A 15,895-nucleotide genomic window follows, 5' to 3' on the forward strand; every position below is an offset into this window, starting at 1 on the left:
GTGGACCACGGTAACTTCTTGTCGTTGAAGAGCGCACAGGATACATTCCCCGGCTTTCACGCGCACTCTGGGAAACGCCCCGAACCAACTTGACGATCTCGTACTAGCCGTTCTACTACGGGGTGCCACGCCCGATGTGCATGGTCTTTGCTCGTGTAGGCCAAGACCCGCGTCAACTCTGCCACCGCAAATGCGGATAGAAGCGGAACATAATGCGCGTGCCTCCAGTGCTCGCGCAGCCACGCAAGGCGACCCTTCCCAAAAAGCAGAGCCGACTCGACCGTCATCGTTTCGAATACGACGCGCGCCCCACGCCTACTCTCGCGCCCGTCGGACGGCAGCAGCGACGTCGCCTTCGGTGACGCCGAGTTTCGCGAGACGCTCTCGCACTTCATCGGTGCGACTCTCGCGCAACGGCCGTAGCAAGATCGTCTCTCCATCCGTGCTCACGTCGAAGTACTCGACATTGCCGAAGCGCGACACGACCGTCTTGGGGAGAGTGATCTGGTTTTTGACAGTCTTCTTGGCGAGCATGGAATAGATATGACGACTGGCCAGCAGCAAGGCGCAGCGGTGAGATTGGCATCCATCAAAATATTGGCCAGGATCGCCATTGTGGCTACCCTGGCCAAGGAGACCAAAATGCTGGCTTCTACCGCTGCTGAAGTCCAGAATCGACTCGGTGAGTTGTTCGGCGTTGCACAACGAGAGACCGTGCCAATCACGCGGCATAGCTGTCCCGCCGAGTTCCTCAACTCGCCACGAGAAATGCCTGAACTACTGCACTCACGCGAGCGATGCAGCAAAGCCGCTACTCAGCTTGAGCAGTGGGGCAGGCAGCCTCAGAGCAGAGCCCTACTGAACAGTCAGGTTCACCGTCGATGTGTGGCTCACAGCTCCAGAGGTTGCAGTGATGGTGATAGCTGTGGTCCCCGCTGGAGTTGTGGGATTGGTGTAGGAACAACCCGTAAGCGTTGCCGCTCCGACCGCGCCGATCAGGACAAGCATCAGCTTTGGGCGGATCCTAAATTTCCTGCGGCCGGCGAAGAGCGAGAGAGAAGCAAAGGGCATAAAAGCCAGGACCGTGTAGCCGCCGCTACCGAAGTGACGGAATGGGGTAGCTTCATTGCTGGCCTTATAACCACCGGTGGAGATAGTAAGAGTCTCTGTGGCGCTAGCGCTGGGCGTAACGGTCAGAGTTGGCGAGCTGAAGGTGCAGGCCGAATTCGCGGGTAGTCCGCTGCAGATGAAGGTGACGGGACCGCTGAAACCATTGATGGGGGCAACCGCGAGAGTAAGCGAGACGCTGGCATCATTCGCAACCGTGGCAACAGGACTTGAAGTACTGAAGCCAAAGTTGGTGGTGCCTCCCGTAGCTGCATTCTGGCTGATCGCGCCGAAGACACCGTGCGTCTCTGCATCGAGGCCGGCTGCGAAGTACAACGTGTTGGGGTCGCCAGCGTTCGTCGTGGAGGGTGTGCCATTGACGACGCCGTTGCCAAAGACAATCTCCCAAAGACCTACGTAGCTGCTGGATACGCCTGCACCCGGATACTTGGAGAGGATAGGCGCGCCGGTAGCATCGGTGACCTGTCCGAGATAGGCATAGCTGCTGGGATCGTAGACGTTAATGACTCCATCGCCGAGATTGCCGACAAGTAGGTCGCCGCCGTAGATGCCGAAGCCAGTAGGAGCGAGGGCCATGCCCCAGGGCGCATTCAGGTTGCCTCCCGTGATGGCGCGTTTGAGGAAGTTGCCATTCACATCGAACACACTGACGAAGCCCGTGTTGGGGCCAAGCGTCTCGCTATACGTGCTGGTGGAGCGCAGCATGTAGGTAACGTAGACCTGGTTGGAGATGACGTGGATGGCGTAAGGAGCATATCCGGCAGGGACGTTCGGATCGGTGAACGAACCGGTCAGAGTGGTGGACGCAAAGCTCTGGCTGTAAACCTCCACTTTCGCACCAGCGCCGAAGTTTGCGGCCAGCAGCACGGTGCCCCCGGCGCTCGGGTCAAGTGCGATGTCCGTGTAGACGGCCTTCGTTGCGGAGTTATCAATCGCCTTCAGCGAGATGCTGCCGTTGGTCCCGAGCTTGCCATTCCATCCCCAGATCGATCCGTCGAGGGAGGCAAACAGGAAGCTGGCTTTCGATCCATTGGAGAGCATGAAGCCGGTCGTGCTGTTGAAGACCGTGCCAGTGGGCTGACCGGTGCCAGTGCCGCTGGCTGCGGGAATGGTCGTCTTGAACTGGATGGCTCCGTTTGCGAAGTTCACATAGGAGTAGCCGGTAACGGCGGTGTCGATCCAGAAGTCACTGGGGCCGGAGATGCCCCACGGGTCGACGAAACCGGGGTCGGTCACCGTTGCGGGAACGTAGCCGTCGGAGATGATGTTGGTGATGCTGTAGCTGCCGGCTGTCTGGGCCACGCTTGCGGCCGTGGCCAGAGTCAGAGTAAGAGCCGCTGCACCTTTCAGAAGCAAAGCGGCAACGTGGCGGGATTTCGCAGGCACGCTGGATTGGGTGGTCATTGAGAGTCCTCCGCGAGCAACGTGCCAGCCTGGTTGCTGCTGACTTTGGCTCGACTCTCAACGTAAAACTGCCACTACCCGGAGTTGTCAGGAAGATGTCTCCAGGTTGTCATTTGTTTCGCTTCAGTAAGGCGAACCTTCCGGGTGCCGCGCATAAGGCTTGCCGAACTTATCGGTGTGTTGCTGTGGCGGCTGCAGCGCGATGTCCACCGCGCCAGCATCGGTGTTCCCTTGACCCACTTTGATACGGCGCGATGCTTTCTCAAGACTCGCTTCCGCGGCGTCTTCAGCCCACACCTTGAGCAGATACGTCCCCGGCGGAACGTGGTGCAATTGTGCGGAGGCTTGTGCTGCTACCGCGAAGTAGGGTGTCGCTACCGATAAGATGACGGCCCCCATCTCGGGGTGAATATTGCAGAAGATGTACGAGACGCCCTCACGGTTGAAAGGGACAGAGTGTGTCGCGCCTGTTTCGTAGAGGCCGAGATCGAACCGGCGCCCGTTGAAGAGAGAAAAGACGTTGTGGAAGAACGGGTCGCGGTTGGGGAAGCCCACCAGGCTGCCCGTTGGGACTACGAGCAGATGTGGTTGGAACATCTTGTCCTTCTGCACCATCTGGAAGCTCCTGCCCGTTCCCGGCTTGACGGTCAGATCGGTCTCTCCGTCCGCACCGAGGGGAGAGAGCCAGACTACAACCGGAGCGTTCGCTGAAGGGATGCGCGACTTGCCGTCAGCCGCGCGCACCGTCAGGTGGATGGTGACATCGGCGTTCATTTGAGCGGACGCGGAGCGCACAAGAGAGTTGCCCATAAGAAGACCGGTGAACAGAACCTGTAGGCTGCGACGAGAGATCTTTACTGTCCTGCAACGGGGTGACATGAACGGTCTACTCCAGGACTAGAACTGGTAGCCAAACGTAAGCGTATAGATGTTGGCCGTGTTGACGCCGCCGAGGATGGGCCAGCTCTGCAGGCGACGGTACTCGGGCGAAAGGATGATGGACGACCACGGACGGAAGATCAGGTTGCCAACGATGCTTCGATTGCGGGTGTAGAAAAAGATGGGGCTGGCGCCGGACAACGGTACCGAGTTACGCAGCTCGTTGCCCGAGGCCGAATCCTGGCCAATGGAAGCATTCGCGTTGAGCGTGGAAGAGAGCTTGTAGCTCCACTCCAGCCAGCCTCCCTCTGCGTTCAGCGCACGGAGATAGGTCGCCGTGCTGTTCGGAAAGTTGTACGTCACGGTATTCCGATAGGCCCCACCACCAAGATCGCCCAGGCCACGGCCACGGTATAGTTCTCCCGAAAGGTGAAGCCGGTGGCCAAAGGGAACGCGCCAATCCGCCGTCGTGGCCCAGGTATCGACCCGCTGATTCCCCTTATAGTTCTGCCTGCCGTACAGACCGCCGATGCCCAGTTCAAAATGATGCTCATTCTTGCTGGAACTGTAAGCCAACCTTGTTTCATAGCTTGGCTGGCCGGAGGCTTCCCCCGCGCCCGTGGCTCGTAAGGTAACGTTGCTGGCTGCATTCAGGGTTTGCGTATCAAGCAGGCCTAGCTGGAACGAGAGTGCGCGGTTCGTGTTTTCTAAACCAAAGGAGTGCTTCCACATGAACTGAGGAGCCCATGTCCAGAGGTTGCCGGACCATGCCAACGAAGGCTGCGCCACCGTAGCAAAGGAGTCTGGGGAAAGAGGCGAGATCAGCGGCGTATCATAGTTGGCTTCCAGCGTGTCACGCGCCCATGAAGCAGTAATGGCTGCCGTGCGCAGACGGACTGTTCCCGCTGGTCCGCTGGTTGCCGATCCCGTAACGCCCCCGAAGAAGTCCATGCTGACCCGCGCGCTGGTCTGTGCGCCGCCCAGCACCGGGCCCGTCCCTTCCAGGCCGAGGATCGTCTGCCGCAGGCTTGCCCCCGTGCTGGTATTGCTGCTGGTCGTGCTGGGGAGCAGCGCGCTGCTGGGCAAATCGATCTGGTCGACCGTGCCTTGGTTGACGAAGGAGTTGAACAGCACCAAACCTGTGAGACGCACCGGGAACCTTGACGAGCTTTCGACTTTGGTCTGTTGCTGCTGGGCCGATGCGGACTTGAGAATGTCGATGTCTTCTGCGTCTGCCGACTTCGCAGCGCTGTCCTCAACGCCTCCCGCCGCAGCCGCGGGGACTACCGGCGTCACAGCCACGGTGCCCTGTTGCGGCGGCGTCTCTTTGGCCGCCAGGAGCTCACGTAGACGATCAATCTCTGCTTGCATCTGCTGAATCTGTTGCTGCGACTGCTCTACCCGCTGCTGCGTTGCGCGCAGTGCAGCAGCCAGCTTTTCTAACTGCTGCGATACCGACCCATCCGGATGGCTCTCCGTTTGTGCTTTCACAGGGAGCGCCGCCATAGTGCAGAGTACCCAAGCCACGACAAGCGATGACAACTGATGGCGGCAGATCTTCATTGGGATGCGACTCATGGCGTTACTCCCAAGGAGGCTTCACGTTCAACGACAGCGGCCAGGGAGGGGTCAGATGGAATGAGCAGGAAAAACTCCGTTTGCCAGCCTGAAGCACCGTCTTCGATACGCCGCATTCCGGCTGCTCCCCCATGCGCTTCAACGATGCGCTTGACGATGGCCAGACCGAGGCCAATGCCGCTCTCTTTGCCTGCGCTGACAAACGGCTCGAACAGACGAAGAGCTATCTCCTCGCGAACACCTTCGCCGTTATCGCGTATTCGGATGGCAGCGACCGCGTTACCGTTCTCGTCGACTTCCTGCTGGAGCACGACGCCTATCGCCGGCGGGAATGAGGAGCGCCGTGCAGCCTGGCACGCATTCAGGAGCAAGTTATAGACCGCCCGCTGCAGCTCTTTGCCATCGATTACCCCTGTCAACTCGCAAAACTCGCCGGCTTCAACGGCAACGCCGCGCGCATCGGGGTGCGGTTGAATCATTGCCAGGGCCCGCTGTACCGCCGCCGTGATCGAATCTGGTGCAAGCTGCACCGCGATGCCCGTCCGGCCGAAGGTGAGGATGGCATCGAGCAGCTCCGTCATGCCTCGCGCCGATTCTGTAATCTCGCCAAGCAACTCTGTGCGCTCCTCGAGAGACAGCGTGCTCGAGGAAAGAAACTCGGCATTCGCGTAGATGGGCGAGAGATAGTGACGCAGATCATGCGAAATGGAGCTCGCCAGGCGACCAATCGTGGCCTGCCGCTCGCCCTCGATCAGTTTGGCTTGGCTGGACAGCACCGCGGCGTGCATCTTCTCAAACGACTCGCGAAGCTCACGCAACTCCTGGGGTCCAGTTGCCGGCACCGGAGCGATCGTTTCTCCGCGCCCCATCTGCCGCGTACTTTGCAGCAATGCGTCCAGCGGTCGTGTAACAGTCCCCGCGAGCGCGAGCGCCATGCCACCGCCAACCAGCAGAAGCGACAAACCGATGGCTAGAATGCCGACGTTGAGTTGCCGCAGCAGGGCGGTCTGCTCTTTGTCCGATTGCAATAAGACAAGATAGATCGACGGCGTCGTGTCCGTCGCGCCCTGAAGTAGAAGCGAAGAGGTCATGTAACTGTCGTTCCCGAGCTTCACGGGATTCGTACGCTCACCCCGCGTCAGGCCTGCCATAACGGCGCGGGAAAGCCTTCGCGCCTCGGCCTCATCCAGCGTCGACGCGATCACCCTCTCCGAAGTTGCGAAAACAACCTGTCCAGCCGGCGATCGCTCGATCATCCGTGCCAGATGATCGTTCAACTCATACCCACTGCTGACATACCCCAGCACACGGCGCTCTTCTCCCGCAGCAAAGGAGATAGGTTCGGTGGCGACCTCAAACAGATGCCCCGAGCTGAAGATGAGCGTAGTCTGGTAAGGAATATCGCGGGAGCGGCCCAAAGCCGCCGCGCAATCGTCAAGCGCGATGGAATGACCATGGGAGTAGACTGCCAGGAGTGTCCCATCCGGACGCATCAGCGCAAAGATGTCGCTGCCGCTCGTCTCCCAGAACGTCTTGCCCGCATCGACGATCGTGGGCTGATCGTGGGTGGTCATCAAGGCCTTCAGGCTAGGCATCTCGGACAACAGGGCTGTCTGGCGAAGGAGCAGGTCCTGCCTTTGCTGTTCGATTGCCTGAAAGGTGTCTCGTGAATGGGCCATCTCGGCCAAAGAGGTGCGCGCCACCTGCCGGTTTACCGTGAAGCCAGCCAACACCAGAAACAACGAAGTCATCGCAACAACGATAGCCAGCAGCACGAAGAACAGACTTTGCCGGATACCCAGTCGTCCTCGACTCATCTTGCTCCTGTCTGCGGTCGCCAGAGGCCCCGGGGCTCAGCCTTCCGGAACGAACTTGTAGCCAGCGCCGTGTATCGTTCTCAGATATCGAGGTTCCGTGGGATTCGGTTCGAGCTTTTGCCGCAACTTCAGGATTTGATTATCCACAGTTCTTGTCGTCGGGTAGGACTCGTATCCCCACACTTCGGTCAGGAGCTGCTGGCGGGAGATAACCCGCGTGGGGTTCTCGAAGAAATATCGCAGCAGCTTAAACTCCTGGGCTGTCAGGCTTACCAGCCGTCCCGCCCGCACGACTTCCATCTGCTCCAAATCGACGATGACATCTCCAAATCCCTTGGGGGCCGAAGGCTTCACACCCATTCGATTGCATCGCCGTATCGCGGCCTGCACCCTTGCCAGCAGCTCCCGCGGGCTGAACGGCTTCGTCATGTAGTCGTCTGCGCCCAGTTCCAATAGCAGGACTTTGTCCGCGACCTCGCTCACCGCGCTCAGAATGACAACCGGCAGATTCGGCTGCCGGTCTTTGATGCTTCGGCACACCTCACGCCCTGAGATCTTCGGCAGCATCAGGTCAAGCACAACAGCCTCCACCCCGACGGCGCTCGTTGCCTCTTTCGCATTCACACCGTCATTGAGGACTTGGACTTCATAGTTCTCCCCTTCAAACAGACGGCGCAACGCCCTTTGAATGCGGGTGTCATCTTCAATCAACACAATGATGCCCATAGGCAACCATTATCAGGCAGATCGGGAAAGAATCAACACCGGCCATTCTTGAAGAGCTGACAATGAGTTGGCGTGCCCGGCGTGAACTGTGCCAGTGGAGAAGAGAGACCCTGGACAAGGAGAGCGTATGGGACGGGGCAAGAAGTATCAGCCAGAGCAGGTGGTAAATTTGTTGCGGCAGATCGAAGTGGCCGTGGCGAATGGGAAGACGACTGCGCAGGCATCGAAGGAAGCCGGGATCGTGGAGCAGACGTACTTCCGTTGGCGTAAGGAGTACGGCGGGCTGCAGGTGGACCAGGCGAAGCGGCTGAAGGAGCTTGAGCAGGAGAACTCGAAGCTGAAGCGTCTGGTGGCGAACCTGAGCCTGGACAACCTTGTGTTGAAGGACTTCGCCTCGGGAAACTTCTGAGCCCTGAGCGACGACGGATCGCAGCAGATCATGCGCAGCAGCAGCATGGGATGACGGAGCGCAGGGCGTGCCGGTTGGCCAACCAGCCTCGCGGCACACAGCGCTATCGTGCGATCCGGCGTGAAGACGAAGATGCACTCACGCAGGCGATCATCCAGCTTGCCAGCCAGTACGGCCGTTATGGCTATCCCCGGATCACGGCGTTGCTGCAGCGAGCTGGTTGGCGAGTGGGCAAGGACCGTGTAGAGCGTATCTGGCGTCGCGAAGGGCTGAAGGTTCCACAGAAGCAGAAGCCACGAGGACGTCTGTGGCTCAACGATGGTTCGTACGTGCGACTAAGGCCGGAGCGGCGGAACCATGTGTGGAGTTACGACTTCGTCAGCGCACGGACGCATGATGGCCGCAGAGTACGGCTTCTCAACCTGATCGACGAGCACACGCGCAAGAGCCTGCTGGTGCGTGCAGAACGCCGCTGGTCCAGCGAGCCAGGATCGCCGTGGGAGAACGGCTACTGCGAGAGCTTCAACTCCAAGATCAGAGACGAGTTCCTGAACGGCGAGATCTTCTACTCGGTCAAAGAACTGCGCGTGCTGGCCGAACGCTGGCGCGTGCACTACAACACAGTCAGACCGCACTCCTCGCTGGGTTACAGGTCACCAGCACCGGAGGCATGGCTGACAAAGAACATGGGGCATGGAGAAGTAGAAACCGCTATGCGCTTCCCATGTCTCCACACCCCCGACGGCGGCTATCTGAACTCAGAAATAGCTGCGCTACACTAACTCTTCCAACGGCACAAAAGATCGGGCATGCCAAGTCAGTGTGATGGTGACTGACGATGACCCCAGGTGAATACCGAGGCGGGTGGGAACGCAAGCGCGATCGTGTTGAAGGGCGATGATCTAGACGCGCTGGTCGACGATCCCGACGAACTGGCAAACGAGGTTTCCGCATTGTCGGGACCATCCACTGGCCCCAATAGCGGCGAAGTTTTTGTCGACGGCTTCAGCGGAGGCGAACTTCCTCCCAAGTCATCCATCCTGGCCATCCGCGTCAACAAAAACCCCTTCTCTGCCCAATTCGATCGACTTGGCTACGGACGCATCGAGATCCTCACCAAGCCCGGGACCGAAAAGCTCCACGGACAGGCTCTTCTGCAAGGCAATGATAAGTCCTTCAACACAGGTGACCCTTTTACCACCAGCATTCCCGACTATTACAGCTACCAATTCAGCGGTTCGCTCAGCGGTGCCCTCTCGAAAGGCGCGTCTTTCGCCTTGAACGTCGATGCTCGCGAGCAGCAAAGCGTCAACACCTGGGTCATTCCCGATGCAGTGCTGCCTAACAGCGCCGGCGTTTACGTGGACAACGTCAACTCTCCCGTAAGCTGCTGAGCCCGCATATTCGCGACAATGCCTCGCTGCGCTTCGATTGGCAACTCGCAAAGAAGACCACCATGACCGCTCGCTACGGTTTCTGGTATGAGAACGAAAAGGGCAATCTCGACTCCGGCCCCGGCACCCTCTCCAGCGGCTCAACCCACGAATCAAACTCCGACCACACGATACAGCTCTCAAGCACTTCCGTCGTCAACGACCACTTCATCAACGAAAGTCGTTTCCAGTTCGAACGTCATGACGAGAACCACTACGCCGACTCCACGGCCCGCACCATCGGGGTTGCAGGCGATTTCGTCGGAGGAGGCTTCACAGGCCAGACCAGCCAGGACCACCGCCTTGCGCTCGAGTTCCAAGACTTCAGCACGCTCAGCATGAAGAGACACTCCATCATTGTCGGCACGCGCCTCCGCGACAACCGCGACGCGAATAAGAGCACCTCCAACTTCAATGGCCGCTTCGATTTCTCACCCCGCACCATCGGTGCGATGACTTACTCCTCTAGTACGGTCTACGAGCAGGTAGCCAACGGCCTCGCCAGCGGACAGACCTTCAATAGCCTCGCCGCGCAGGGCTTCGCTCCCTCCTCCGCAAGCTATACCAGTGGCAACCCCTCCGCTGTCGCCAACGTCTTCGACGCCGCCCTCTTCCTCCAGGACGACCTCCGCGTCAACCAGCGCGTCACCCTCTCAGCAGGCATCCGTTGGGAAGCCCAGAACCACATCGCCGACCACAACGACTGGGCTCCACGCGTTGCCATCGTTTACGCTCTCGACGGACGCAATGGCCGAAAAATCAAAACGGTACTTCGCGCGGGCTACGGGATCTCTTACGACCGGCTCCCCACCACCAACCTGTTAACTGTCAACCGCTCCAACGGTGTTCGTCAGATCGTCCTCACCAATCCGACGTGCAAGTCCATCGCAACTTCGCTCGAAGCGATCGACATGACCACCTGCACCAGCGGCACATCCACCACCGCACCGCCCATCCGCTATCGCATCGCACCCCAACTACCATGCCTCCTACACCGAGCAGTCAGGAGCGGGCATCGACCGCCAGTTGCTCGCGGAAACCAGCGTCACCGTCACCTATCTCCATTCCTTCGGAGTCCACCAACATGTCATTCGCAACGCCGATCAGGCCATCGGAGGCCCGGCACAAACAACTTCGCCAGGCTATCTCTACGAGTATTTTCCGGAGGCCATGTTCAAACAGAATCAGATCATTACCAGCGTCAAAACCCGCCTGAGCCAAAAGCTTGCACTCAGCGGCTTCTACACCTACTCCAAAGCCACCAGCAACGGCGCAGGAGCCTCTGGCAGCAACTTCGTCTCCAACGCCTACAACCTCGACCAGGATCTCGGCCCCGCCGGCTTCGTCTTCAAGCACGTAGCCTTCCTCACCGGAACCTACGATGGCCCATGGGGGCTCTCCTTCAACCCCTTCGTCATTGCCCAGTCAGGACGCCCCTTTAACATCACTCTCGCCGCCGACCCGCTCAATAACCTCTTCAATCAGCGGCCCACCTACGCGACCGCAGCCACGCCCGCAGCCAATCAGGTCGCCACTCCATTCGGTCTCCTTGATAGCGCCGCACTGCCCGGCGAACAACTCATCCCAGTGAACCTCGGAACCAGCCCCTCATCGTTCGCCGTAAATCTGCGCATGAGCCGGGGGTTCACGTTTGGGGGCAAGACCGCGTCAAACGGAGCCGCCGATGATGCCTCCGTGACGACCGCTCCAACGAGCACAACCACCCGAGGAGATCGCGGGCCCGGTGGAGGAAGCTTGGCCGGCAACGTACCCTCTACCTCCTCCGGGGCTAAAGAGCCGGGTGGAAAATATGGCCTGCGTTTCAGCGTCCAGGCGCTCAACCTCTTCAACAACATCAACTACGGCGTCCCCATCGGTGTCCTCGGTTCACCCTACTTCGACCGCCCTACCTCGCTCATCGGAGGCGCTTACAGCACTGGCTCAGCGGCTCGCCGTGTCTATATTCAGGCGGCATTCTCTTTCTGACATGTGCGGATCCAGTTACTGGACAAGGCGAGTGCAGCCCCTTCCCCACGGACCGGGTACCTTCATTGAAGCCCATGGGCTTGCGTATGAGGAAAACGTTCAGACTCTGCCACAGGCCGGGACTGGCGCGTCACATGGGGAAATGAGAAGGAGCATGGCGCATGCAGTGTCGAGAGTAACGCCCCATAGACGGCATCCTCCAAATCAACCTCGTAGGAATATGGTGTTGCACGCTCGGTGGTGCGATCGAAACGAAGCTCGGTCGACGGCCGAAGTCTTCATCGCTCCCACGGACGTCATCAATGTAACGCTGCCGTAATCAGGCACACAGCTGCCGCTGAGAAAGTGAGAGCCGCGAAAGCCCTGAATACTGGTATCCGAGAAGTAGTGCGGAACGAAGCATTTCATCTCTCCGGCGCGCGTCTGCGGCGTCCAGTGCGTCATCGCTGGTAATCGCTCGCGTTTCGATGCGCTCTCATACGGCCGCGACCTTGCCATCGCAGAACTACTTCGACAAGCGCAAGAGGATCGAGCCGTGCCGTGGGATCGTGAAGGCGTTCGAGTCGGAGATCTGTCCCAAGTCCTTCGCCATCCAAATATCTCGTGCATGCCAGCTAGCCGCAGCGCCAGCCTCTTCGAGATGCAGCGAGATTCCTCGAAGATACGAACGTTGTTCGCCGAAGTTGAAGATCGCAAGAGCCTTGCTTCCATCAGCCAGCGGGCGAGCCCAGATTTCGACGGGCCCTTCCGCGTAGATCCGATCGGCCTGCTTCCCGAGCGAGTCTTGATCGATCGCGACAACTTCGCGATTGGTTAGGATCGATGTCAATTCCGGAGTGAGCTGCGAGAGGTTGTTTCCAGCGAGCAATGGCGCAGCGAGCATCGCCCACATGCCCATGTGAGTGCGGTTCTCATCCAGCGTCAATTTACCGTTGCCCACCTCAAGCATGTCCGGATCGTTCCAGTGGCCGGGTCCTGCGTATCGCGCTAGCCCGGCTTGCTCGCGGCCGATCAGCGAGATGCGATCGAAGTTGGGAGAGATGTCTCCGGTAGTACGCCATAAGTTCGCGCCGACCTCTGGGCCCCACTGCCACACCGAATCAAAACCATACTGGCAAAGGCTATAAACGATCGGCCTGCCGGTCTTGAGGAGAGCCTGGTGCATTCTCTCGTAGGCGTCGCGCATCATTGCGAACTGCTTGCGTTGCGACTCAGCATCATCGCCCGGATAAGTCTTGCGCATAACACCGTTGTGATAACTGCACAGGTCATACTTCAGATAATCGATGCCCCAGGAAGCATAGAGCTCCGCGTCCTGAGTTTCATGCCCCATGCTTCCGTCGAAGCGCGCACAGGTATTCGGGCCGGGTGAGCTGTAGATGCCCAGCTTCAGTCCCTTGCTGTGGACGTAGTCCGCCAGCGCCTTCATGTCCGGAAATTTATCGTTGCTGTGCAGCACGCCGTCCTTGTCGCGAGTGCCCTCCCACGTGTCGTCGATATTGACGTAGACATACCCCGCGTCGCGCATGCCAGAGGACACAAGCAGGTCCGCAGCCCGACGAACATCCTTGTCGGTAACCTTCTCCGCGAACCAGTTCCACGAGTTCTAGCCCATGGGAGGCGTAGCAGCAAGCGAAACCTCGCCGTGGCTCTGCGGTCGTGCAGATGTGGGGAGCAGGACGAGAGCGAGAAGTACAGTGAGACCGTTTCGCATTGATACCTTTCTAGTGAATGGACGTAGCCGGCATGCCAGGACGCGCCGACTTGCCCTTGAAGTTTTCAAGCTTCAGACCGGATACGTTCTGTGCCTCCAGGGCATAACTGAAAGCGTCGCTCTGATGAAGTCCCCATTCGGCGATGCAGTTTCGCACGACGGCCCCCTGCACGTTGCGCAGAAAATACGATGGCGTATCGTGCTTCTCGAGGCCGCCAGGCTCACGCATCGGGTCATCCGGTCGCGTGGGACGATTGTCGAATCTCCCGCCCGGATACTGCGTCCATCGGTCGATCTTGACCGAGCAGTTCTCAAGCAGCACGTTCCTGACGGGCATCTCCGGATGGGCATCGATTCGGAAGCTGTTCTCTGCAACGCCGCGCACGTTCTTGAATCGGATGTTGCTCAACGATCCTGTCTTGCCATTCAGCGTGCGTGGCCACACCGTCACCGATGCAGCTTCACCCCAGCCCCACCAGCGGGCCGCGTGATGCTGTGCGAGGAAGTCGATGTCGCGGAACTCGACGTCCTGAATATTGCCGGGCTGGCGATGCGTGATCGTTGGCCCGCGGCCGCCGGAGACGATGCGGCAACGCTCAAAGAGAATCTTCGAGATATCTCCGAAGGTCTCCGTCCCGATCTTGATACCGCTGTCCCGGCAGGTGACCGAGCAGTCCCGCACCGTGATGTTGTGCGCCGGGCCGTAGTCTTCGTCCTTCTGCTCACTCGTCTTGATGACGATGCCATCATCGGCACAGACCAAGTCGCAGTTTTTGATCTCCATATCGCGGCAACGATCGGGATCGATGCCATCGCAGTTCGGGACATCGAGATAATTACGGATCCGGATGCCGTCGACCAACACGTGCTCACACCCCAGCGTGTGGAGTCCCCACTCTGGCGAGTGTCCGAAAGAGATGCCCGAGATCTCAAGGCCGGTGCATCCACGGAGATGAAACATCCTCGGACGGAATGGAAGCGGCTCCCATCTCTCATCGAAGGGCGAGTACTTGCCCATGAACTTCATGCCCTGGCCATCCACGTGCCCTGTGCCGCTGATGTGCACGTTGCTGGCCCCATCCGCATTGATGACGCCGGAATTCCTCTTATATGGATAGTGAGCCGCGTCCGGACTAGCGAGCAGCGCCCCGTCGTCTGCAAGATGAAGGTCCACGTTGCTCTTCAACATCAGTGCGCCGGTGAGGAACTGCTTGCCGCCAGGCACAACGACCCGACCACCACCTGACGCAGCTGTCGTATCGATCGCGCGCTGGATGGCGGCGGTATCGAGCATAACGCCGTCCCCCACGGCACCAAACGAGAGCACATTCACCTCGTGACTCAACATGGACTGCGCGAACGAAGGCATACCAGCTACCGCGCCGAGGGACAGTGAGCTGAACAGAAACGATCTACGTGTGGCCATAGGCCTCCTGAGATTCCCTTCAAACGGCTAACGCTTCAGCTCGAGAAGGATGCAGCCGTGTGCTGGCAATGTCACGTTGATGGAGTCACTTCGCACGCGAGCTTCATTGGACCATAGCTCGCGGCTACTGTAGCTTCCCGGGGGAAGATTATAAAATCCGTAACTCCGGGCGATCGTCTTGTTCCCGTCATTCAGGTTGAACAACGCGAGGTACCGAACGCCATTCCTGCCAAGTGCAGTCCATGCGACCGTGTCCCCTTCCCGCGCTACCTGGCGTTGATCGTGGGCGTACTGATCGACCGCAATGACGTCTGCATTTGTCAGGAGGCCTGTCGTCCATTCATCCAGCCTGGTCAGGTTCGCGCCGATGATGAGGGGAGAACGCATCATGGCCCATAGTGTGACCATCGATCTCTGCTCGCCCGGTGTCAGACGCGTAGGTCGAGCCTCACCATCGCCCGGCTCAGGACCGAGATAGCCCACTGGAAGCATGTCCGCATCAGGCCATGCTCCTGCATGAGCATAGGGCGCCCACGCCGCCGCAAGCTCGAACTGATCGTGGACGCTGCGTGGTGCATGGCGCAGATTCTTCCAGAAGTCCCACACATCATCTGAGATCCGCCACATCTGCGCGTACGGAATCAGCTCGTTCACGATTCCCGGAGAGGTCGGCCCAGGCGACAGACTAAGAATGATCGGACGGCCAGTCTTCACGATCGCATTGTGAATCATGTGAATCTCGGCAGGCTTGTAAGGGTGATCGGAGATGCAGTCGACCTTGAGAAAATCGACGCCCCAATCGGCATACTGTGCAAGGAGCGCGTCGTACCAAGCCTGGCCCGCCGGTGTATCGCGAACTCCCCAGTTGGTCGGGTCCCAGGGGCAGGCGTCGGTTGTATCCGCAACATCCCTCGCGTGGAATCGACTGCCTGCCACGGGAAGGTCCTGCCGCACAGCCTCTCTTGGGATCCCGCGGACAATGTGGATGCCAAACTTCAGTCCCTGCGCATGCACATAGTCCCCCAATGCGCGAAAGCCCTGATTCTTTCCATCGACAACGGCCGAAGGAAAGCGCTCAGGCACCGGGTTATAGCGGCCGTTCGCGTCGATCTCATAGATCGCTTTGCCAGGCGGTTTGAGATCGTGAGGATTCTTCAGGAACCAACCTTCATCGATAACCGCGTACTGCCAGCCGAAGGGTTTCAGCTTCGCTGCGAGCACGTTGACGTTCTCGCGAAATTGCGCCTCGGTGATGGTGAGTCCGTACGCATCCCAGCTATTCCAGCCCATCGGGGGGCGCGGCGCCAGGACGGATGGAGCCTGTGCCGGCGAGATGCCGGTCCCCCCAAAGAACATCATGAAGACAGCGACATACCAGAACCGCAACCGGACCTC

At 59.3% G+C, this 15,895-nt stretch carries 10 protein-coding genes and 4 pseudogenes; 4 read left to right on the forward strand and 10 right to left on the reverse strand.

Annotation, left to right across the window (positions count from 1 at the left end):
- Positions 1-315: 315 nt before the first annotated feature.
- The 6 genes from C4S68_RS23355 to C4S68_RS05690 all read right to left on the reverse strand — a co-directional run bounded on the left by C4S68_RS23355 (position 316) and on the right by C4S68_RS05690 (position 7,532).
- Positions 316-732: a hypothetical protein gene (locus C4S68_RS23355; protein ID WP_200821477.1), complete on the reverse strand. Its 417-nt coding sequence runs from the start codon at positions 730-732 to the stop codon at positions 316-318.
- A 123-nt stretch (positions 733-855) separates the two neighbouring features.
- Positions 856-2,532: a TIGR03118 family protein gene (locus C4S68_RS05670; protein WP_103931959.1), complete on the reverse strand. Its 1,677-nt coding sequence runs from the start codon at positions 2,530-2,532 to the stop codon at positions 856-858.
- Positions 2,533-2,655: 123 nt separating this feature from the next.
- Positions 2,656-3,306, reverse strand: coding sequence for a cupredoxin domain-containing protein (locus C4S68_RS23360; protein WP_200821478.1), 651 nt, complete (start codon positions 3,304-3,306; stop codon positions 2,656-2,658).
- Between the two features lie 123 nt (positions 3,307-3,429).
- On the reverse strand, positions 3,430-4,902 hold the full coding sequence (locus C4S68_RS05680) for a hypothetical protein (RefSeq protein ID WP_146072028.1): 1,473 nt from the start codon (positions 4,900-4,902) through the stop codon (positions 3,430-3,432).
- Positions 4,903-4,985: 83 nt separating this feature from the next.
- Positions 4,986-6,806 carry a sensor histidine kinase gene (locus C4S68_RS05685; protein WP_103931961.1) on the reverse strand — a complete coding sequence of 607 codons (1,821 nt, stop codon included), beginning with the start codon at positions 6,804-6,806 and terminating at the stop codon, positions 4,986-4,988.
- Positions 6,807-6,842: 36 nt separating this feature from the next.
- Positions 6,843-7,532, reverse strand: a complete 690-nt coding sequence (locus C4S68_RS05690; RefSeq protein ID WP_103931962.1) for a response regulator transcription factor — start codon at positions 7,530-7,532, stop codon at positions 6,843-6,845.
- Positions 7,533-7,659: 127 nt separating this feature from the next.
- Here C4S68_RS05690 and C4S68_RS05695 point away from each other — a divergent pair.
- The 4 genes and pseudogenes from C4S68_RS05695 to C4S68_RS23555 form a co-directional block, all read left to right on the forward strand.
- Positions 7,660-8,723: pseudogene (locus C4S68_RS05695) on the forward strand (IS3 family transposase).
- Between the two features lie 66 nt (positions 8,724-8,789).
- Complete coding sequence (locus C4S68_RS05700; RefSeq protein WP_103931963.1) at positions 8,790-9,335, forward strand: hypothetical protein; 546 nt, start codon at positions 8,790-8,792, stop codon at positions 9,333-9,335.
- Between the two features lie 62 nt (positions 9,336-9,397).
- Positions 9,398-10,219: pseudogene (locus C4S68_RS23915) on the forward strand (TonB-dependent receptor domain-containing protein); the annotation flags it as partial.
- A 94-nt stretch (positions 10,220-10,313) separates the two neighbouring features.
- Positions 10,314-11,360, forward strand: a pseudogene (locus tag C4S68_RS23555) (outer membrane beta-barrel protein); the annotation flags it as partial.
- A 505-nt stretch (positions 11,361-11,865) separates the two neighbouring features.
- On the opposite strand, the gene C4S68_RS23850 reads toward C4S68_RS23555, so the two are convergent.
- The 4 genes and pseudogenes from C4S68_RS23850 to C4S68_RS05730 all read right to left on the reverse strand — a co-directional run bounded on the left by C4S68_RS23850 (position 11,866) and on the right by C4S68_RS05730 (position 15,886).
- Entirely contained in the window at positions 11,866-12,180 is a 315-nt protein-coding gene (locus C4S68_RS23850) for a hypothetical protein (RefSeq protein WP_327333379.1), read from the reverse strand.
- Positions 12,154-12,912: pseudogene (locus C4S68_RS23855) on the reverse strand (glycoside hydrolase family 27 protein); the annotation flags it as partial. The pseudogene C4S68_RS23855 and the gene C4S68_RS23850, both read right to left, overlap by 27 nt.
- A gap of 172 nt (positions 12,913-13,084) precedes the next feature.
- The gene (locus C4S68_RS05725; protein ID WP_103931966.1) at positions 13,085-14,500 is read right to left on the reverse strand and encodes a glycoside hydrolase family 28 protein; all 1,416 of its coding nucleotides are present in this window, start codon (positions 14,498-14,500) and stop codon (positions 13,085-13,087) included.
- 27 nt (positions 14,501-14,527) lie between these two features.
- Positions 14,528-15,886 carry a glycoside hydrolase family 27 protein gene (locus C4S68_RS05730; protein ID WP_235011384.1) on the reverse strand — a complete coding sequence of 453 codons (1,359 nt, stop codon included), beginning with the start codon at positions 15,884-15,886 and terminating at the stop codon, positions 14,528-14,530.
- Positions 15,887-15,895: the final 9 nt, after the last annotated feature.

Origin of the sequence: Bryocella elongata, from assembly GCF_900108185.1 — a bacterium.
In the GTDB taxonomy this organism is placed as follows: Bacteria; Acidobacteriota; Terriglobia; order Terriglobales; family Acidobacteriaceae; genus Granulicella; species Granulicella elongata.

Bases quoted from the DNA above. Each gene is read 5' to 3' on its own strand.
- C4S68_RS23355 (WP_200821477.1), bottom strand. From the start codon at position 732: ATGCCGCGTGATTGGCACGGTCTCTCGTTGTGCAACGCCGAACAACTC.
- C4S68_RS05670 (WP_103931959.1), bottom strand. From the start codon at position 2,532: ATGACCACCCAATCCAGCGTGCCTGCGAAATCCCGCCACGTTGCCGCT.
- C4S68_RS23360 (WP_200821478.1), bottom strand. From the start codon at position 3,306: ATGAACGCCGATGTCACCATCCACCTGACGGTGCGCGCGGCTGACGGC.
- C4S68_RS05685 (WP_103931961.1), bottom strand. From the start codon at position 6,806: ATGAGTCGAGGACGACTGGGTATCCGGCAAAGTCTGTTCTTCGTGCTG.
- C4S68_RS05690 (WP_103931962.1), bottom strand. From the start codon at position 7,532: ATGGGCATCATTGTGTTGATTGAAGATGACACCCGCATTCAAAGGGCG.
- C4S68_RS05725 (WP_103931966.1), bottom strand. From the start codon at position 14,500: ATGGCCACACGTAGATCGTTTCTGTTCAGCTCACTGTCCCTCGGCGCG.